This is a genomic window from Kitasatospora sp. NPDC050543 (assembly GCF_044457565.1).
Taxonomy (GTDB): domain Bacteria; phylum Actinomycetota; class Actinomycetes; order Streptomycetales; family Streptomycetaceae; genus Kitasatospora.
On the sequence record NZ_JBITGZ010000005.1, the window covers coordinates 303,673 to 321,802 of the forward strand.

Here is an 18,130-nt window from a genome sequence, read left to right on the forward strand (position 1 = left end):
TCGACAGACCAAACATTAGCAGGTCAGCCGCCCTGCCCAAACTCCAGATCCGGCCCGCCCACTGACGACCGATCCAACACGAACCCTGCTTGCCCGTCAGCCGGACGCGGGCGAAGGCAGGCCTGCGGAACCGGCCTGGGCGCCCTGGCCGCCCTGGTCACCCCGGTCCGCCTCCCAGAGGTCGGCGAAGACCCGGTCCAGGTGCTCCTCCCCGATCGGGGGCACCGGCAGCGGATGGGTGGCCCGGGCGCGGAACCCGTCCAGGAGCAGCGCGAGGTAGCGCCGCCACAGGTCGGGCCGCAGTTCGGCCGTCGCGGGGACGGCCCGGCACAGCGGGCCCAGCATGAACAGCAGGTCCATGGTAACGATGTCGGCCCGCATGCTCCCCTGTTCCTGGGCCCGGGCGATCAGGGTGCCGACGGTCAGCGCGTTCCGGTGGCTGATCTCCGCCATCGCCGGGACGCTCGGGATGGCCATGGTCACCAGGTCGTTGATGCCCCGGTCGGCGGCCACCATCTCGAAGATCTGCGCGAAGTACGTCTCGATGGCGCTCCAGGCGTCCTCCGTCGCCAGCGCGCGTTCGGCCGCCTCGTCCAGCAGCGCGGCCGAGCCCGCGAAGACCTCGGCGATCAGCGCCTCGCGGGTCGGGAAGTGGCGGTAGAGGGTGGCATTGCCGAGCCCCGCCTCGCGGGCGATCAGGTCCATCGGCACCTCCAGCCCCTGCCGGGCGAAGAGGTCACGCGCGGTGGCCAGCAGCAACTCACGGTTGCGTCGCGCGTCACGCCGCATCGGTGTGGGATCAGGCCTGGTGGATGCCATGCTCCGACCCTAGCAACCGGCGCGCGCCCGGCCCGGTGCGACCGAGCCCGGCCCGCCCCGGGCCGAGCAGTGTCGGCCTGCTCACACCCACCCGGCGAACCCCGGTGGGCGGCGCGCGGTTGCGTAGGCTGCCAGGCGGGTCTCCGCACAGCGGGGCCGGCCGCCGGGCCGTCATGGCCGGCGAACACTGCGCCCCTCCCGACCCTTCCTTCCTCTCCTGACCGTCCTGACGCGCCCAGCAGACAGGAGCCCGCCGGATGACAACCGGACTGACGGCACACCAGCTCATCGGCCGGGTCGTCGACCCGGACAGCTTCCACGGCTGGGACGAGCCGGCCTGGACCTCGCCCCCCGAGGACGAGGGCTACCGTGGCGCGCTCGCCAGGGCCCGGGCCCGCACCGGCCTCGGCGAGGCGGTGACCACCGGGCGGGGTCTGCTGGCCGGGCGGCCGGTGGCGCTGGTGGCCTCCGAGTTCGGCTTCCTCGGCGGCTCGATCGGCGTGGCGACCGCCGAGCGGATCACCCGCGCGGTGGAGCGGGCCACCGCCGAGCGGCTGCCGCTGCTCGCCCTGCCCGTCTCGGGCGGCACGCGGATGCAGGAGGGCACGGCGGCCTTCCTCTGCATGGTCAGGATCACCGCCGCCCTCCAGGCGCACCAGGCCGCCGGCCTGCCGTACGTCAGCTACCTGCGCAACCCCACCATGGGCGGGGTCTTCGCCTCCTGGGGGACGCTCGGGCACCTGGTGTTCGCCGAGCCCGGCGCCCGGCTCGGCTTCCTCGGCCCGCGGGTGTACGAGGAGTTGCGCGGGGTGCCACTGCCGGAGGGCATCCAGCACGCCGAAACGCTCGCCGAGCGCGGGCTGATCGACGCCGTGGTGCCGCCGCAGGAGCTGCGGGAGGTGCTGCGGCGGGCGTTCGCGGTACTTGCCGGGCTCCCCGCTGCCGGGGATCCCCCCGCCGCCGCACCCGGCACACCGCGGCACCACCCGTCCGAGCGCGCCGCCGATCCGTGGGACTCGGTGCGCCGCACCCGGAACCCCGAGCGCCCCGGCACCCGCGAGCTGCTCGACGGCACGGCCGGAGAACTGCTGCTGCTCGGCGGCCCGGGCGGTGGGGAGGGAGCCCTGGTCCGGGCGTTGGCCGTGCTGCACGGGCGGCCCGTGGTGGTGGTCGGCCAACAGCGCGGCACCCCGGAGAGGGAGCGGCCGTTCACGGCGGCGGACCTGCGGGCCGTACGACGCACGGCCCGGCTGGCCGAACAGCTCGGGCTGCCGCTGCTCACCGTGGTCGACACCGCCGGGGCGGAGCTTTCCGCGCAGGCCGAACTCGACGGAGTGGCGGTCGAGATCGCCCACTGTCTGACCACCCTGCTCGCGCTGCGCACCCCGGTGCTGGCCGTACTGCTCGGGCAGGGGTCCGGCGGCGGGGCGCTGGCCCTACTGCCGGCCGACCGGGTGCTCGCCGCCGGGCACGCGTGGCTCGCGCCGCTGCCGCCGGAGGGCGCCTCGGCGATCGTGTACCGCGATGGCGACCACGCCGCCGAACTCGCCCGCGCGCAGGGCATCGGCGCGTACGACCTGGCCGAGGCCGGGCTGGTCGACCAGGTGGTGCCGGAGCTCCCGGACGCGGCGGAGGAACCGGGGCGGTTCTGCGAGCGGATGGGCCTGGCGATCGCCACCGCGCTGGCCGGCCTCGCGGACGAGCCCGAGGGCGACCGGCCCGCCGCGCGCAGGCGGCGCCATCGCTGGCTGGGTGACCGCATCGCGCCCGGCGGCCGCTGAGCACGCGGCTGCACGGGGCCGGGTGCGGAGGCCGGGGCCGGAGTCCACGTCCGGTCTCGGCTGCGGGCGACGGACAGCGGGTGGCGGACCGGCGCGACCCGCTCGGAGTACAGGGCGTGGGGGAGGCGGCCGGGCACGGGCTCGCTCCAGGGACGTCATCGCCCTGGACCGCCGAGTCGTCGACGATCGCGGCCAGCCGGTGCCACTGCGCCTGCGGCGCCCGGTCCGGCTACGCCGGCAGCTTGGCGCCCCCTGCGTCTCCGGGAACGGCGGGAGCAGCGGGAGCAGCCGGGGGATCCAGGTGCAGCAGAGCGCGCATCCGGGCGTACTTGGCCGTCAGCCGGGCGCCGGTCTCGGCGTCGAGGGCGGCGAGCCGGCGCGGGTCGGCGTTGTGGGCGAGGTCGGCCTCCTTGACCAGGAGGGCGCCCGGGGTCGCCAGGATCCGCGCCGCGTACTCCTCGGCGGGCTCGCCCGCGCGCTTGGTGACGGCCGCGATGATCACCTTCGTCGTCTCCGGGAGCGCGGCGGCGGCGAGCCACTCCGGGGACAGGGCGTCGTCCTCCACCGCGTCGTGCAGCCAGGCGGCGGCGATCTGCTCGGTACTCCCCCGCCGGCTCCGTACGCCGTCCGCCACCGCGGCCAGGTGTTCCGCGTACGGCCGCCCGGCCTTGTCCACCTGTCCGGCGTGGGTGCGCCGGGCAATCGTCTCCACCTCGGCCAGGCTCAGGAATTCCACCCGGCCATGCTAGCCGGGCCGGTGCCGCACGCCCACGGGGTTCACACCCCGTCCGGGCCCGGCGCCTGACGCCCCAGGTGCTGTGACTGGACATGCTTGCCGGGGTGGCGGCCGTCGGCCGGGCCGGTCAACGTGACTCCGCCAGGCGAACCCCGTGGATCGTCGAGGCCGCCGAACCAGCGACGGCACGGACTCTTCGACTGAGGCTTCGGCCTGACCGATGCCTCGACACAGGCACTATGGGATGGGACAGGAGCAGGAGAGGAGAAGCAGCGATGGCCGAGCGCGTCATCGAGGCGGATGGCATCCGGCTGTGCACCGAGTCCTTCGGCGACCCGTCGGATCCGCCCGTCCTGCTCGTCATGGGCACCGGGGCTTCGATGCTCTGGTGGGAGGAGGGCTTCTGCCGGATGCTCGCCGAGGGCGGGCGCTTCGTGATCCGTTACGACCACCGCGACACCGGCCGATCGGTCACCTACGAGCCGGGCCGTCCCGCATACACCGGCGCGGACCTGGTGGGTGACGCCGCCCGGGTGCTCCAGGCCTATGGGAGCCCGGCCGCGCACGTCGTAGGCGTCTCGGCCGGAGGGGCGCTCGCGCAGCTGCTCGCGCTCGACTACGCCGGTCGCGTCCTCTCACTCGTCCTGATCAGCACGTCCTCCGCGGTGCCCGGCGACCGCGTGCTTCCTCCGCCGACCGAGGAGTTCACGCGGTTCGTCTCGGCCGCGCAGGTCGATTGGTCGGATGCCGACTCGGTGATCGATCACCAGGTCGCCTACGCGCGCGTACTCGCAGGGGGTCGGCGCCCGTTCGATGAGACCGCCGCCCGTGGCCTTGTCCGTCGTGACGTCGAGCGCGCGCACGATTTCACGGCGGCCCGCAACCACGACTCGCTCCCGGAAGGCGAGCTCTCACAAGCGCCCCTGTCCTCGATCGCCGTGCCCACGCTGGTGATCCACGGGACCGCCGATCCGGTGTTCCCGCTCCGGCACGGTGAGGCGCTCGCGGAACAGATCCCCGGGGGGAGGCTATTGGCCCTGGCGGACGCCGGCCACGGGGTCGAGCGGGCCGACTGGGCGACGATCGTTGCCGCAATCCTCGGACACACCGCCGCATAGCGCCGGCCAGGCGGTGCCCGGGGGTCTCCGGTCACGGCACTAACCGTGCCCCTGTCCCTCCCTGGCGGCGACCACCACCTCGGTCATGGCGAGGAGGAAGCGCCGAGCCGTATCCAGCTCGGCCTCGTCGAACCTCTGGATCGCGGCCACCAGGTCGCCGATCAGCGGTCCGAAGAACGACTGCCCGAGCTCGACGGCGCGGTCCTCGACTCGCAGCAGGACCCGGCGGCGGTCCGCGGTGTCGCGTTCGCGCCGGACCAGGCCCAGCCGCTCCAGCCGGTCGATCAGGGCCGTGGTGCCGGCCGAGTTCAGCCCCAGGTGGTCGCCGAGCCGGCCCGGGGTCACGCCCTCGCCGGCCCTGGCGGTGTCCAGCAGGTGGATGAGCGCCCGCAGGTCGGTGGGGTGCAGCTTGTTGAGGCCCGCGAATTCGGCCCCGAACAGATCGAGTTCGACGGTGAGGGCCCTCATCAGGTGGACCAGCCGCATCGAGTGTTCCGGTGCGCCCACAGCGCACTCCCTTCCCCTGGGGTCATCGCTACGAGTATTCTCTCGCTGAACAAGAGACTCGTTCGGCAAGAGTATCCGCCGACGAGACTGTCGTGGCCAGAGACTGTTTGTTCACGAGACTTTCGCCTGACGAGACTGTCGTCCGCCGAGCGGGAGCCCGACACAGCGGAGGTTTCCATGACCGGCACCACCCGGTCCACCACCGTCACGATGCAGGTCGACTCCGCCGCCCAGGCCGCGTTCTTCGCCGCGTACGACGCCGTCCTGGCCCGCTGACCCGTCCCCGTCCGTCCCGTCGACGTCCCGTCCCCGTACGGGATCACGCGCGTCAACGTGTGCGGGCCCGAGGACGGCACGCCCCTGGTGCTGCTGCACGGCGGCGGCGCCACCTCCACCGCCTGGTTCGCCAATGTCGCGGCGCTCAGCGCCACCCACCGGGTGTACGCGGTCGACCTGATCGGCGACGTCGGCCGCAGCGTCCCGGGCGGCCTCCCGCTGCGTAGGGTCCAGGACCTGACGGCCTGGCTGAACGACCTGCTCGACCGGCTCGACCTGCGGCAGACCGACCTCTGCGCCCACTCGTACGGCACCTGGATCGCCCTCACGTACGCGCTGCACGCCCCCGCCCGGGTGCGCCGGCTCGCGCTGCTGGACCCCACCCAGTGCTTCGCGGGCTTCCGGTCCGGCTACCTGCTGCGCGCCCTGCCCCTGCTGGTGCGGCCGAGCGCGGCACGGGCGCGGGCCTTCCTCGACTGGGAGACCGATGGCGCGGCCGACGCCGGCTGGTCCGAGCTGTTCGCCCTCGGCCAGGCCGGGTTCCCCCGCGCCAAGGTGGTGACCGGCCCCAGGCCGAAGGCCACCCGGCTGCGCGCACTGTCGATCCCGACTCTGGTGCTGCTGGCCGGGCGCAGCCGCGCCCACGACGCCGAGCGGGTCGCCGCCGCGGTCACCCGGGTGATGCCGCGAGCAGCTGCGGTCGTCCTGCCCGGCGTCTCCCACCACGCCGTGCCGATGGCCGAAGCCGCCCGGCTCAACGAGCTCCTGACGGGCTTCCTCCGCCAGCCCTGAGCGGGCCGCCACAGCCCCGCCGCCCCCGCCGCCACGCCCTATGCGCGGCGGCCGCTCCGCGAAGGTGACGGCCCGGCAGCCGGTCGACGGCTCATCAGGTCAGTAGATCAGGTACGCCGGCCGGTGCCCCTCGTCCTCGATCTCACCGGCGGCCTGCGCCCGCAGCTTGCGCGAGAGTTCGTCCAGCGCGCGGGAGGCCGCGAGCTCCTCGCCGATCCTGGCCAGCGGACGGTCGTCCACACTGCGGACGGCCTCGCCGTGGGCGTGCAGACCCGGCGCCTGCGCGCCCACCAGCCGGGCGTCGCAGCCCGTGTGCACGCCGTCCTCCTCGAAGCTCAGCTCCACGTCCCACTGGTTGTGCATGCCGCACCTCCTGGCAGAGTCCCCCGGACACACCCACTCCCACCAGCGTGCGCCCGGCCCCAGCGGGCGGCAAGCCCCGCCCGGAGGCGTCTGGAGGATCGTTCAACACCCCCGGCCACGGCTCGCCCGCCGCCCGGGCACCCGGCGGTAGGCTGACGACAGCGCGCTGCGGCAGGCGGTCCGGCCGGACCGGCCAGGGTGCGGCGCGGGCACGCGACGTTTGGGCGGTCCCTCCGTGGCGGTCTTCCTCTTGGCGGTCGGCGCGGCCTGCTGCCTGGGCCTCGGCTTCGTCCTCCAGCAGCACGCGGCCCAGCGGGCTCCCCGCTCCGACCTGCTGCACTGGCGGCTGCTGCTGGACCTGATGCGGATGCCCGAGTGGCTGCTCGGCACCACGTTCATGGTCAGCGGCCTGGCGCTCAGCGCGCTCGCCCTGGACAAGGGCGAGGTGTCCCTGGTCGAGCCGCTGCTCGCGACCAACCTGATCTTCGCGATGGCCCTCTCACGGATCCTGACCCGCCAGTCGCTGGGCCGGTCCGGTTGGGCCGGGGTGGCGCTGCTCGCCGCCGGGGTGACGATGTTCATCGTCGCCGGACGGCCGACCGGCGGCGGCGCCGAGGCCGGCGCACTGCGGCACTGGCTGGTGGTGGGCGTGGTGGTGGCCCTGACGCTGCTCCTGGTCTCGACCGCCCGCCGGATGCCGCTGTTCGAGGAGGCGACACTGCTGGCGCTCGCCGCCGGCCTGCTCTACGGACTCCAGGACGCCCTCACCCGGACCACCGCCCAGCGGCTGGACATCGCCGGGGTCGGCGAGGTGCTGCGCACCTGGGAGCCGTACGCGGTGGTGGCCTCCGGGATCGTCGGGCTGCTGCTGGTGCAGAGCGCCTTCGAGGCCGCGCCGCTGCGGATGTCGCTGCCGGCGCTGACCGCCGCCCAGCCGCTGGCCGGGATCGCCTGCGCCGTGGGCTTCCTCGGCGACCAGTTGCGGGTCACCCCCGCCGCGCTGGCGTGGCAGGCCACCGGGCTGGTCTGCATCGTCGTCGGCGTGATCGTGATCGGCCGTCACCCCGCCATGCCGACGTGACGTCCGGCCGACGGCTCGGCGCGAGCGCGCGCCAGGGCCGAGGCGCGGGCCGAGATGTGGCGCGGCGCGGGCCGGGGCGTGCGCGCCGGGAGGAGAAGGGCTCGTCGGCGTCCTATCGTGGGGGTCCCGGCCGTCCGTCGAGCCACCGCAGCCACCGCACGCCCCGCGCGCATCGGCGGGGCGGCGCCCGCGCCGGACCCCGACCCCGCTGGAGTTCCGCGCGTGCTGGAGTGCCGAGGCGGATCTGGTGGCCGGCACCCTCGTCGCCGGCCTCGGACTGGCCTGCCTGGCGAGGGTGCACCGGCCCGGGCAGCTGCCGCTGGCCGCGCTGCCGCTGGTCCTGGGCGTCCATCAGCTGATCGAGGCGGCGGTCTGGCTCGGCGTGGACGGACGCCTCGGCCCGGGGCCCGCCCAGGCCGCCGGACGGCCTGGGCCGTGATCGCACTGCCACTGCTCCCGGTGCTGGTGCCGCTCGGCGTCCTGTGCGCCGTACGGTCGCGGGCGGGCCGGGCCCGCAAGGTGGCCTTCGCCGTCCTGGGCGTGGCGGTCGCGGTGCCGCTGGCGGTGGCCGTCGCCCGCCATCCCGAGGTCACCGGCGACGCCCTCGCGTACGGGGTCGGGCTCTCCTTCGCGCCCCTGCTGCTGGCCGGCTACCTGGTGGCGACGATCGGATCGCTGCTGTTCAGCGGGGACAGCGGGCTGCGGCTGCTCGGCCTGCTCGTCGGCGCCGCCGCCATGGTGTCGGCGGTGCTCTGGCGGCTGGCCTTCGCCTCGACCTGGTGCGCGCTGGCCGCCGCGGTCAGCGTGCTGCTGCTGCGCTGGGTGGGCCGGCCCCGCCCGGCCTGAAGCCGCAGCCGCCCCGCCACCGCCGCCGGCCACCGCTGCGCCGCCACCGCCCGCCGCTCCCACTGGCGCGCGCCCGGCCCGTTGCCCAGACTGACTGCATGGCCCGGCTCAACGACGAGGTGGGGGCCCTGCTCCAGGAGTACGCGGACCTCATCTCGATCACCGGAGGGGACGCCTTCCGGGCGCGCTCCTACGAGAAGGCCGCCCGCGCGGTGAGCGGGTACGGCGAGGACATCGCACAGCTGGACGCCAAGGGCCTCCAGCAGATCCCCGGGGTGGGGAAGTCCACCGCCGAGAAGATCGCCGGGTACCTGCGCACCGGCCGGATCGAGGCACTCGAACAACTGCGCGCGAAGATCCCCGCAGGCGTCCGGGAAATCATGGCGATCCCGTACCTGGGCCCCAAGAAGGCGCTGGCGCTCTACCGCGATCTGGACATCGGCTCGGTGGACGAGCTGGCGGACGCGATCCGGGCCGGGCGGCTGAGCGAGGTCGCGGGGTTCGGCGAGCGCAGCGGGGAGAAGATCCTCCAGGGCATCGAGCTGATGCGGCAGTCCGGCGGCCGGGTCGGCATCGACGTCGCGCTGGAGCAGGCCGAGGACGTCGTCGCGGCGCTCTCCGCCGTCCCGGGCTGCACCCGCTGCGCGTACGCGGGGTCGCTGCGGCGGATGCGGGAGACCATCGGCGACATCGACGTGCTGGCCACGGCCGAGGACTCCGAGCCGCTGATGCGCGCGCTGACCGAGCTGCCGTACGTCGCCGACGTGATCGTGCGCGGACCGACCAAGACCTCGGTCCGCACCGGCAAGGGTCTCCAGGTCGATCTGCGGGTGGTGCCGCAGGAGGACTGGGGCGCGGCCCTGATCTACTTCACCGGCTCCAAGGCGCACAACATCCGGCTGCGCACGATCGCGGTCAGGGCGGGTCTCAAGCTCTCCGAGTACGGGCTGTTCGACGCGGGCAGCGGCGACAAGATCGTCTCGGAGTCCGAGGAGGAGGTCTACGCGGCGCTCGGACTGCCCTGGATCCCGCCGACGCTGCGCGAGGACCGGGGCGAGATCGAGGCGGGTCTGCGCGGGGAGCTGCCACAGGTGGTGACGGAGCAGGACCTGCGCGGCGATCTGCACACCCACACCGACCTGACCGACGGGGTCGCGTCGCTGGACGACATGGTCGCGGCGGCGGCCAGGCGCGGCTACGCCTACTTCGCGGTGACCGACCACGCGCCGAACCTGGTCATGCAGCGGATGACGGACGAGAAGATGCTCGCCCAGCGCGAGCAGGTGCGCGAGCTCGCCGCGAGGTACCGCCGGATGCGGCTGCTGCACGGCACCGAGCTGAACATCGACCCGGACGGCGGCGTCGACTGGCCCGCCGAGTTCCTGGCCGGCTTCGACGTCTGCGTGGCCTCCGTCCACTCGCACTTCGGCGCGGGCCGGGACGCCCAGACCCGGCGGCTGATCCGGGCCTGCGAGAACCCGCACGTCCATGTGATCGGCCACCCGACCACCCGAATGATCGGGCGCAGGGCGCAGCTGGACGTCGACCTCGACGCCGTGTTCGAGGCCGCCGCCCGTACCGGCACCGCGATGGAGATCAACGGTTCGCCGCACCGGCTCGACCTGCGGGACGAGGACGTGCTGCGGGCGAAGCGCTTCGGTGTGAAGTTCTCCATCGACAGCGACGCGCACTCGGTGGCCAACCTCGGCAATCCCCGCTTCGGCGTCGGTACGGCGCAGCGCGCCGGGCTGACCCCGGAGGATGTGATCAACACCTGGCCGTGGCAGCGGCTGAAGCGCTTCCTGCGCAAGGATCCGGCCCGCTGACCCCCTTGGCAGCGAGTGCACAAAAGGGACATAATAGTAGTCGGACCTGCGGGGCAGGCAAGAGGAAGTTCGACCGCAGGAGGCAGTGGCGACAGATCGAGGTCTGCCGCTGGTACCTCGGTCGACGATCGAACTCATCACAGCCGGAGGACGGGCAGTACGGTCCGGAGGCTGCACCTCGATCCCCCTCGCAGGTTCGCCGCGCCCGGCCCCGCCGGGCGCTTCTTGTTGCCCCCGAATCCCGTTGCCCCCGAATCGCCGTTGCTCCCCGCGTCGCCCTCCCGGGCCGGACGGTCACAGGGGCGCCGACCGGACCGTCCCCGTCCCGACATCGCGCCGCCAGGGCGCACTGATGTTCTGACGGTTGGTCGACACCAGGTCGGCAGCAGTCGGCATCCGGCCAAGATCACCTGCACGGCACTCTCGTGCGAGCGGGCGTCGAGGGCGCGCCGTCATGCCCGCAGGGCCGTCTCCCGTGGGTCGCCATCGGAGGCCGCGGCGCGGCCGACGGCGCCTGCGCGCCGGGTGCTCCGGCCGGGCGCCGGGCGCATCCGTGAGCGCCGGAGGCGACCGCACGGACTCCCCGGATCAGCGCGCGCCGGTGTCGGCACCCATCCGGCTCACGCCCCTGGTGCGCGCGGGCAAATCTTCAGGACACACCCTGTTGCCTGCGAGAACTCTATCTGTCGGGGCATAACTTTGACGGTAAATCAGATATTCCGGCCACCACGCGGCCATGCACCCTCTGCCGGGCTGCCCTAGCCGATCGAAAGGGCCCCATGCAACTCATCTCCTCCCGGACGCGTTCCCTCGCCCTGGTCCTGGGCACCTGCCTGCTCGCCGCATCCGCCCAACCCACCCGGTCCGCGGTGGCCGCCGCCCTCGCCCCCGCGCGGGTGGCCGCCAGCCCGTGGCTGGATCTGTCGCAATCGCTCGAACAGCGGATCGACGCACTGCTCGGGCAGCTCACCCTGGAGGAGAAGACCACCCTGCTGCACAGCGCCGACGCACCGGTCGGCGTCCACTCCGTCGGCTACGTCGCGGGCGTGCCCCGGCTGGGCATCCCGCCGCTGCGGCTGGCCGACGGCCCTGGCGGGGTGCGGGACGGGCTGCCCGCCACCGCGATGCCGGCGCCGGTGTCGCTCGCGGCCAGCTTCGACCCGGCCCTGGCGAACACCTACGGCACGGTGCTCGGCCGGGAGGCCAGGGCCCGCGGGTACCAGGTGCTGTACTCGCCGATGGTCAACATCGTCCGGATCCCGCAGGGCGGGCGGAACTTCGAGACCTTCGGCGAGGACCCGTACCTGGCGGGCCGGATCGCCGCCGCCCAGATCCGGGGCATCCAGTCGCAGCAGGTCGCGGCACAGGTCAAGCACTATGTGGCGAACAACCAGGAGGACAACCGGATGTCCTTCAGCTCGGACGTCGACGAGCGGACGCTGAACGAGATCGAGCTGCCCGCCTTCGAGGCCGCCGTCCGCGACGGGCGCTCCTGGTCGTCGATGTGCGGCTACAACCGGGTGAACGGCAACTGGGCGTGCGAGCACTTCCCGCTGCTGCACGATGTTCTGAAGGGTCGTTGGGGATTCGACGGGGTCGTGGGCTCCGACTACCCGGCCACCCACTCGACGGTGAACGCCGCGGCGGCCGGCCTGGACCAGGAGTTCGGCGGCTCGACGTACTTCAACGCCCTGGCCGACGCCGTCAACGGCGGGCGGCTCGCCCCGGCCGTCGTCGACGACCAGACCCGGCGGGTGCTGCGGCTGATGTTCCGCACCGGGGTGCTCGACGGCGGCGGGAACCCGCCCGCCGACCCGGCGGCCGGTGCCCGGGACGCCCGGGCCGCCGCCGTGGCCGGCACGGTCCTGCTGAAGAACGAGCGCGCCACCCTGCCGCTGAACCCCGCGGCGCTGCACTCCCTCGCGGTGGTCGGGCCGTGGGCGGACCGCGTCTACACCGGTGGCGGCGGCTCCTCGCACGTCACGCCCTACGGCGAGTTCACGCTGTCGCCGCGCTCGGGGATCACCGCGCGGGCCGGCGGCGGGGTGAGTGTGCGCTACCACGACGGCCGCGACCGCGACGCGGCGGCGACCCTGGCCGCCGGCGCCGACGTGGCGGTGGTCGTGGTCGGTGATGACGAGACGGAGGGCGCCGACCGCAGCTCGATCGAGCTGTCCGCCGAGGACAACGCCCTCGTCCAGGCCGTCGCCCGGGCCAACGCCCGCACGGTGGTGGTGCTCAACACCGGCGGTCCGGTGACGATGCCCTGGCTGGACGCCGTGCCGGCCGTCCTGGAGACCTGGTACCCCGGCGAGCAGGACGGCGCCGCGCTCGCCGACGTGCTCTTCGGCGACGCGGACCCGGGCGGGCGGCTGCCGCTGACCTTCCCCACCTCGCTGAGCGCCACGCCGATCACCGACCCGGCGCAGTACCCCGGCGTCAACGAGACGTACAGCTACTCCGAGCGGCTGCGGGTCGGGTACCGCTGGTACGACGCGAGCGGTACGCCGCCGCTCTTCGCCTTCGGCCACGGCCTCTCCTACACCACCTTCGGGTACTCCGGCCTGTCGGTGCGGGGCCCGGACGCGAGCGGTCGGGTCCAGGTCGAGTTCGACGTGACGAACCGCGGGTCGCGCAGCGGCAGCGAGGTGCCGCAGTTGTACGTCGCCTTCCCCTCGGCCGCCGGGGAGCCGCCCCAGCAGCTCAAGGGCTTCGGCAAGGTCGCCCTCTCCCCCGGCCACTCCCAGCGCGTGTCGTTGTGGCTGGACCGCTCGTCCTTCGCCACCTGGGACCCGGGCGCGCACGGCTGGCAGGTGCCCGGCGGCCGGTACGGGATCACGGTGGGCGCCTCCTCCCGTGACGCCCGGCTGAACGGCTCGGTGGAGGTGCCCGCCTCCCCCACGGTGTCCGCCTGGGCGGGCCGGATCACCGGCGACGACGGCCGCTGCCTGGACGCGGCGGCCGCCGCCGGGAGCACCGCGGAGGCGGTGCGGATCACCGGCTGCGAGGGCACCGCGGCGCAGGAGCTGACGGTCTCCTCGGACGGCACCCTGCGCGCACTCGGCAGCTGTCTGCACGCCGCCGGCACGGGCAACGGCGCGCCGGTACGGCTGCTCGAATGCACCGGCCAGGGCGCGCAGGTGTGGACGGCCCGGCCGGACACCATGCTCGTCAACCCCGCCAGCGGCCGCTGCCTGGACAGCGACGGCGCCCGGCTGGAGCTCTGGGACTGCCACGGCGGCGCGAACCAGCGCTGGTACACGCCCCGCCCGAGCGGCCCGGTGACCGGCATCGCCGGGAAGTGCGTGGACGTCGACGGGGCGGCCACGGTCAACGGCACCGCCGTCCAGCTGTACCGCTGCAACGAGACCGGCGCCCAGGACTGGACCGTCCGGCAGGACGACTCCCTGCGGGCGTTCGGCAAGTGCCTGGACGTCAAGGACGGCAGAACCGCCAACGGGACGCAGGTGCAGCTCTACGACTGCAACGGCACCGGGGCGCAGCGCTGGACCCCCCGTCCGGACGGCACGCTGGTGAACCCGCCGTCCGGACGCTGCCTGGACGATCCCGGCAGCGGCGCGGCCGACTTCGACCGGCTGCTGATCTGGGACTGCCACGGCGGCGCGAACCAGCGCTGGGTGCTGCCCGCCTGAGCGGGTCGGGCGGAGCGCGGGTGCGCCGGGAGGCGCGGGAGACCCGGTGTCAGACAGCACGATGCGCCCCGGACTGGTCCGGGGCGCATCGTGTGCCCTTCCGTTCCTCGCCGATGGGCCTGGGTGGCGGGATCAGCAGGATCCGGGTGTGCAGGGTGACTGCGCCTGGATCCGGTGGGGTGGGGCTGTAGGGACAGGGGCAGGGGACCGGTCGCTGCATGGGAGGCGCTCTGTCGCAGGTACGGAAGGTCAGGAGGCGATCCGCTCCTGGGTGTCCGTGTTCTTGCTGCGACCGGCCGGCTGCTGGCCGACGGGGGCGAGGACTTCGACGGCCAGCTTCGCCCGCCGCAGATGGGCCTCGGAGGCCTTCTGGAACTCCGGGGACTGGACCCGCCGACGCAGGTGCTCCTCGACGGCTTCCCTCACCACCGCGTTCGGGGTGGTGTCGAAGATGGCCGCGTAGGCCTGGATCTTCTCGAGCTGGGCCTCGGAGAAGCGCACCGAGACGACCACCGCCTTGTTCCTGTCCGGTGCGTCTGTGGTTTGACGAGTGCTCGGCATGTGCCCTCCTGGGACTGAACTCCGACGGGGGCGCAGTTGGCGCGCCGCCCCGTGTAGTGCACCCGGGGTGTTCCCGAGTAGTGTCTTCAGGTTACCCTCCCTGCACTACTAGGACACACAAATCAGCACTTCTTTGTTAGACGACCTTTCTCACTACAAGCACCGGGAACTACAGGACTACGTTCACGCGTTGTAGGGGTCGAGTAAGTGCTAGAGGGGTCTGCAGGCTTCGAGCAGGCAGGCTCCGCCAAGGCATCGCGCGCGGTACAGGTAGGAGGCCGGTCGTGGAGCAGAGCAGTGAGGCACCGCTGGAGGGGTTCGGCGCCCTCGGATACATAGAGGTCGCCAGCGTCCTCGCCGGGCGCGCCATGGGGCCGGTCAGCGACGAGCACCTCGTGCTGAACCGGGTCACCGAGATCGACGCCGGCCCACCGCCCACGAAGGCCGCGGCATACGAGATCCTCGCGCGACCCGACGAACCGGCGGACCACCAGCAGGCCTCCGTCCCGGCCCAGCGCGGAGCCGCCCTGCACGATGAGTGCTACGCGCTCGGCCGCGCCCGCATCGAGGCGCGTTCGTACAAGGCCGTCCACGAGGCGGCCTGCGCCATGCACCCGGGGATGACCGTCTACGGCCCCGGGGACGGCCTGCACCCGCACGAGCGGGAAGCGGCAGTACGCGAGAGCCGGCGGGCAGGGCGACCAGGCGCACTGTTCGGACTGACCGGCTCCCTCAACTCCTACCTCGCCAACGGCCGTTCGAGCGCGCTCGGCGCCGCCGTGCTGCTGTGGACGCCCGCCATGCCGCTGGTCGCCGCCGTGACCACCCGTCGTAGCAGGGTCGCCGCCGCGTTCGGCTACGACGCCTTCCGGTGGGACGCCCGGTTCGGGGCCTGGCACCTCTTCCGTGAAGCCCAGACCGTCCCGCTCGCCGGCTCCGTGGTCGTACCCACCGCGCTGGCCGAACGCCCCGGCGTCGTGGCCGCCCTGAAGCCCCGCGAACTGGAGTTCACCGGCTCGGCCAACGCCGGGATCACCGACCTGCTGCTGGCAGGCAACACCCCGGCCGCGGTGACTGGGACGTCGAACGCGATCTCCAGCACCGCGATGTTCATCGCCGCCGCCGCCGGCTGCACGATCAAGCCCACCGACAGGGACACCCCGGGCAGCCTCTGCACTTGGATGATCATGGACATGATCCGCAAGGACCTCGACGGCACCTCCCCCGTCCCCGCCCTGGTCGTCGGCCATGACGACTTCACCGTCCAGGATCTCGTACGCGATCTACGCGGAGCCAACGGTGAACTCCTCTGACCCCGCCCGCCCGCTCCGCAGCGAAGAACCCGACCGGCACTCCCCGCGCCACCACCCCCGGCCCCTCACCCACGAAGAGGACACCGTGAACTTCGACGAAGGCAACTCGAACGTCACCCCGCTCCCCCTTCCCGCCACCGGAGCGCACCAGCAACCCCGCCTGCGCTGGGTCAACCTGCGCGGCACGATCCCGCTTCCCACCGCCCAGGCACTCCGCAAGATCCGCGTCCCGCTCGGCGGGTACGCCATCGGCGCCACTGGCAGCAGCACCTGGCTCTACGCCGCACACCACCTCAGCACCCAGCAGATGTGGTTCGCCATCGCGATCAGCACCCTGGCCACCGGATGGGACGCGGTACGCCTGCACTGCGCCACCAAGATCCGCATCCACCGCGAGGCCCTCGCACACCAGCCGGCCACCACCACCCCGGCCCGCACCCTGACCGGCCACCAGCGCACCGCGTAGACACCAACCCCCACGCGGCCGGCGTCGACACAGCGCCGGTCCCGACCCGCGTTCACCCGCCCCGACCCCCACGGTTCCACGACGCCACAGTGGCGTCCCCAGGCAGCGTCGCCCGTGCGCTTGAGCCGCCTGGCACCGACGGGGTACGGGCCGTCCGCCACGGCGCGGCCGAGGTCGTGGGGCTCGGAGAGCAGGGTGCACACGCGGCTCTGACGATCGGCCGGCAAGCGGCCGGCACGTGGAGCGCGCCGTACCGGGCGTAGCACTTGCGCCTGGCGAACTCCGTCTCCGTCGTCCAGGACGTCACCGTGCCGATTCCGCCCGGCGCCCACCCGGGAACGGGCCGGGTGGCTCTCCGGGGGGAGGCCGCTCTCGTCCGCCGGGTGGAGCGGGTCCACCCCGTGGCGGGATCCGCCGGGGCGGGCCCGCCGGGGAGAGTGGTGGTCAGCCGCCGGGGACAATCCCGGCATCCGCCGTACCACCGAGGAGTGAGCAGAACATGACCCTTCGTGTGCGCCCCCGCCCCCGCCCGCGCTCGGGCCGCACCTTCGCGACCGCCGCCGTCTCGCTCGCCCTGCTCGGGGTCCTCGCCACGGCCGCACCTTCCTCGGCGGCCGCGGCGGACTCGGTGGCCGACGGCCCGGCGGCGGGCCGCGGGGTGCGGGTGTCGGGCGCCGCGGGGACGACGCTGACCCAGGACTTCGGGGAGTTCGCCGGCGACGCCGTCCGGATCGAGCTCGACGCCCGGGCGGCCGTGAACGGCTCGCCCACGGACACCCGGGGCCGGTTCCACGTCGTCCACCGCAAGCCCGACGGGCAGCTGGTGGCCGACTTCGAGGGCACCCTCGGCTGCCTGGTGGTCGGCGGGCGGGACGCGATCGCCACCGGGGTGGTCACCTCCGGGACGGTGCCGCGGTTCCCCGACCTGGAGCTGATCGGCAGCAAGGTCGCGATCACCGTGCAGGACAACGGCCGCGCCGACCGGCTCGGCTGGGTCTGGGGCGGTTTCGGCCAGCCGGTCGCCGACTGCCAGGGCACCGTGCCCTTCATCCGGACGACCAGCGGCAACTACGCGGTACGCGGCTGAGCACCGCAGCGGGTCCGCGAGGGAGCGCGGAGCCCCGGCATAGGATCGGCGCGGGAAGATATACCGTCGGCCCGAGCAGGGGGACGCGATGAGCAGCAGCCACGGCACCGGGCCGACGGCCGCCGGAGCCCCGGGAGGCGCCGCCGCGCCGGGCGGGCTCTCCCGACTCGCGGCGGTCGGGCCGTACTTCGCCGTTGCGCAGGGTGCGCCCGGCGCCGGACCACCGACGGGCTACGGGCCGCTGCGGGAGCTGTACGCGCAGGGGCCGGGCACCCCGCTGGCCGAGCGGATCGCCGTCGTCGCGCGGAGGCTGGGGACGGCGGAGCCGCGGGTGGCCGCCTCGATCCTCCAGCTGGGCCTGGCGGCCCGGATCTGGTCCGTCGGGCTCGGCGCCGCCGTACTGACCGGCGAGGTGCCGGACCTGCACCCGGACCGGGTGCACGCCCGCCTGCCGGAGCAGGGACCGATCGACCTGTGGCTGCCGCAGCCCGCCGCCGGCACCACGGACCCGGAGCAGCCCGTCGCCGCGCTGCACCGGGCCGTCGTGGTGGAGAACCTCGTGCCGCTGACGCAGGCCGTCCGGGCCGTCGTGCCGGTGTCCGAGCGGCTGCTCCGGGGCAACGCGTCCTCCGCGCTGGCGGGTGCCCTGCGGGTGCTCCACGGCCACGCCCTGGCCGCCGGCCCCGACGGCGACCCCGACGCCGGCCGACGGGCCGGCCGCCTGGTCGAAGGGCTGCTGGCCCTCGCCCCGCTCACCGGCACCGGCGCTCTCAGCCTCGCCGGGCCGCAGGCCACCCCCGCCTTCCGGCGCACCAGTTGCTGCCTCTACTACCGCATCGGCCCCGGCGCGGGCGTCTGCGGCGACTGTGTGTTCGACACCCCGCCGCGCTGACCCGTGACCTGGC

Annotated in this window: 17 protein-coding genes; 12 read left to right on the plus strand and 5 right to left on the minus strand. The window is 74.0% G+C overall.

What is annotated here, in order from left to right; genetic code table 11:
- Positions 1 to 96: 96 nt before the first annotated feature.
- Entirely contained in the window at positions 97 to 819 is a 723-nt protein-coding gene (locus ACIBH3_RS09095; protein ID WP_396311259.1) for a TetR/AcrR family transcriptional regulator, read from the minus strand.
- A 257-nt stretch (positions 820 to 1,076) separates the two neighbouring features.
- Here ACIBH3_RS09095 and ACIBH3_RS09100 point away from each other — a divergent pair, with 257 nt between their 5' ends.
- Complete coding sequence (locus ACIBH3_RS09100; protein WP_396311260.1) at positions 1,077 to 2,600, plus strand: carboxyl transferase domain-containing protein; 1,524 nt, start codon at positions 1,077 to 1,079, stop codon at positions 2,598 to 2,600.
- Between the two features lie 229 nt (positions 2,601 to 2,829).
- Here the strand turns inward: ACIBH3_RS09100 and ACIBH3_RS09105 are convergent, their stop codons facing one another.
- On the minus strand, positions 2,830 to 3,327 hold the full coding sequence (locus ACIBH3_RS09105; protein WP_396311312.1) for an HD domain-containing protein: 498 nt from the start codon (positions 3,325 to 3,327) through the stop codon (positions 2,830 to 2,832).
- Positions 3,328 to 3,611: 284 nt separating this feature from the next.
- Here ACIBH3_RS09105 and ACIBH3_RS09110 point away from each other — a divergent pair, with 284 nt between their 5' ends.
- Positions 3,612 to 4,454, plus strand: a complete 843-nt coding sequence (locus ACIBH3_RS09110; RefSeq protein ID WP_396311261.1) for an alpha/beta fold hydrolase — start codon at positions 3,612 to 3,614, stop codon at positions 4,452 to 4,454.
- A gap of 39 nt (positions 4,455 to 4,493) precedes the next feature.
- Here the strand turns inward: ACIBH3_RS09110 and ACIBH3_RS09115 are convergent, their stop codons facing one another.
- Positions 4,494 to 4,940 (minus strand): MarR family winged helix-turn-helix transcriptional regulator, encoded by a 447-nt coding sequence (locus ACIBH3_RS09115; protein ID WP_396311313.1) that lies wholly within the window; start codon positions 4,938 to 4,940, stop codon positions 4,494 to 4,496.
- Between the two features lie 354 nt (positions 4,941 to 5,294).
- Between ACIBH3_RS09115 and ACIBH3_RS09120 the strand changes: the two genes are divergently transcribed.
- Positions 5,295 to 6,029, plus strand: a complete 735-nt coding sequence (locus ACIBH3_RS09120) for an alpha/beta fold hydrolase (RefSeq protein ID WP_396311262.1) — start codon at positions 5,295 to 5,297, stop codon at positions 6,027 to 6,029.
- A gap of 99 nt (positions 6,030 to 6,128) precedes the next feature.
- Here ACIBH3_RS09120 and ACIBH3_RS09125 read toward each other — a convergent pair whose 3' ends face one another.
- Positions 6,129 to 6,392, minus strand: coding sequence for a dsRBD fold-containing protein (locus ACIBH3_RS09125; RefSeq protein ID WP_396311263.1), 264 nt, complete (start codon positions 6,390 to 6,392; stop codon positions 6,129 to 6,131).
- A 235-nt stretch (positions 6,393 to 6,627) separates the two neighbouring features.
- Between ACIBH3_RS09125 and ACIBH3_RS09130 the strand changes: the two genes are divergently transcribed.
- The 5 genes from ACIBH3_RS09130 to ACIBH3_RS09150 all read left to right on the plus strand — a co-directional run bounded on the left by ACIBH3_RS09130 (position 6,628) and on the right by ACIBH3_RS09150 (position 13,798).
- Positions 6,628 to 7,473: a DMT family transporter gene (locus tag ACIBH3_RS09130; RefSeq protein ID WP_396311264.1), complete on the plus strand. Its 846-nt coding sequence runs from the start codon at positions 6,628 to 6,630 to the stop codon at positions 7,471 to 7,473.
- 247 nt (positions 7,474 to 7,720) lie between these two features.
- Entirely contained in the window at positions 7,721 to 7,912 is a 192-nt protein-coding gene (locus ACIBH3_RS09135) for a DUF6629 family protein (RefSeq protein ID WP_396311265.1), read from the plus strand.
- Positions 7,909 to 8,319, plus strand: coding sequence for a DUF6629 family protein (locus tag ACIBH3_RS09140; RefSeq protein ID WP_396311266.1), 411 nt, complete (start codon positions 7,909 to 7,911; stop codon positions 8,317 to 8,319). The genes ACIBH3_RS09135 and ACIBH3_RS09140 overlap by 4 nt, the downstream gene beginning before the upstream one ends.
- A 98-nt stretch (positions 8,320 to 8,417) precedes the next feature.
- Positions 8,418 to 10,145 carry a DNA polymerase/3'-5' exonuclease PolX gene (gene polX, locus ACIBH3_RS09145; protein ID WP_396311267.1) on the plus strand — a complete coding sequence of 576 codons (1,728 nt, stop codon included), beginning with the start codon at positions 8,418 to 8,420 and terminating at the stop codon, positions 10,143 to 10,145.
- 779 nt (positions 10,146 to 10,924) lie between these two features.
- A complete protein-coding gene (locus ACIBH3_RS09150; protein WP_396311268.1) occupies positions 10,925 to 13,798 on the plus strand; it encodes a glycoside hydrolase family 3 C-terminal domain-containing protein in 2,874 nt (957 codons plus the stop codon).
- A 249-nt stretch (positions 13,799 to 14,047) separates the two neighbouring features.
- Here ACIBH3_RS09150 and ACIBH3_RS09155 read toward each other — a convergent pair whose 3' ends face one another.
- Positions 14,048 to 14,359 carry a hypothetical protein gene (locus tag ACIBH3_RS09155; RefSeq protein ID WP_396311269.1) on the minus strand — a complete coding sequence of 104 codons (312 nt, stop codon included), beginning with the start codon at positions 14,357 to 14,359 and terminating at the stop codon, positions 14,048 to 14,050.
- Positions 14,360 to 14,643: 284 nt separating this feature from the next.
- On the opposite strand from ACIBH3_RS09155, the gene ACIBH3_RS09160 reads away from it, so the two are divergent.
- The 4 genes from ACIBH3_RS09160 (at position 14,644) to ACIBH3_RS09175 (ending at position 18,117) form a co-directional block, all read left to right on the plus strand.
- Positions 14,644 to 15,672, plus strand: coding sequence for a hypothetical protein (locus ACIBH3_RS09160; protein WP_396311270.1), 1,029 nt, complete (start codon positions 14,644 to 14,646; stop codon positions 15,670 to 15,672).
- Positions 15,659 to 16,138, plus strand: coding sequence for a hypothetical protein (locus ACIBH3_RS09165; protein ID WP_396311271.1), 480 nt, complete (start codon positions 15,659 to 15,661; stop codon positions 16,136 to 16,138). The genes ACIBH3_RS09160 and ACIBH3_RS09165 overlap by 14 nt, the downstream gene beginning before the upstream one ends.
- A gap of 499 nt (positions 16,139 to 16,637) precedes the next feature.
- Positions 16,638 to 17,225: a hypothetical protein gene (locus ACIBH3_RS09170; RefSeq protein WP_396311272.1), complete on the plus strand. Its 588-nt coding sequence runs from the start codon at positions 16,638 to 16,640 to the stop codon at positions 17,223 to 17,225.
- Between the two features lie 88 nt (positions 17,226 to 17,313).
- On the plus strand, positions 17,314 to 18,117 hold the full coding sequence (locus tag ACIBH3_RS09175; protein ID WP_396311273.1) for a (2Fe-2S)-binding protein: 804 nt from the start codon (positions 17,314 to 17,316) through the stop codon (positions 18,115 to 18,117).
- Positions 18,118 to 18,130: the final 13 nt, after the last annotated feature.

Excerpts from the sequence above, each read along its gene's own strand:
- ACIBH3_RS09095 (WP_396311259.1), bottom strand. The coding sequence starts at position 819 with ATGGCATCCACCAGGCCTGATCCCACACCGATGCGGCGTGACGCGCGA.
- ACIBH3_RS09175 (WP_396311273.1), top strand. The coding sequence starts at position 17,314 with ATGAGCAGCAGCCACGGCACCGGGCCGACGGCCGCCGGAGCCCCGGGA.
- ACIBH3_RS09170 (WP_396311272.1), top strand. The coding sequence starts at position 16,638 with ATGACCCTTCGTGTGCGCCCCCGCCCCCGCCCGCGCTCGGGCCGCACC.
- ACIBH3_RS09115 (WP_396311313.1), bottom strand. The coding sequence starts at position 4,940 with ATGCGGCTGGTCCACCTGATGAGGGCCCTCACCGTCGAACTCGATCTG.
- ACIBH3_RS09100 (WP_396311260.1), top strand. The coding sequence starts at position 1,077 with ATGACAACCGGACTGACGGCACACCAGCTCATCGGCCGGGTCGTCGAC.
- ACIBH3_RS09125 (WP_396311263.1), bottom strand. The coding sequence starts at position 6,392 with ATGCACAACCAGTGGGACGTGGAGCTGAGCTTCGAGGAGGACGGCGTG.
- polX (WP_396311267.1), top strand. The coding sequence starts at position 8,418 with ATGGCCCGGCTCAACGACGAGGTGGGGGCCCTGCTCCAGGAGTACGCG.
- ACIBH3_RS09150 (WP_396311268.1), top strand. The coding sequence starts at position 10,925 with ATGCAACTCATCTCCTCCCGGACGCGTTCCCTCGCCCTGGTCCTGGGC.
- ACIBH3_RS09155 (WP_396311269.1), bottom strand. The coding sequence starts at position 14,359 with ATGCCGAGCACTCGTCAAACCACAGACGCACCGGACAGGAACAAGGCG.
- ACIBH3_RS09110 (WP_396311261.1), top strand. The coding sequence starts at position 3,612 with ATGGCCGAGCGCGTCATCGAGGCGGATGGCATCCGGCTGTGCACCGAG.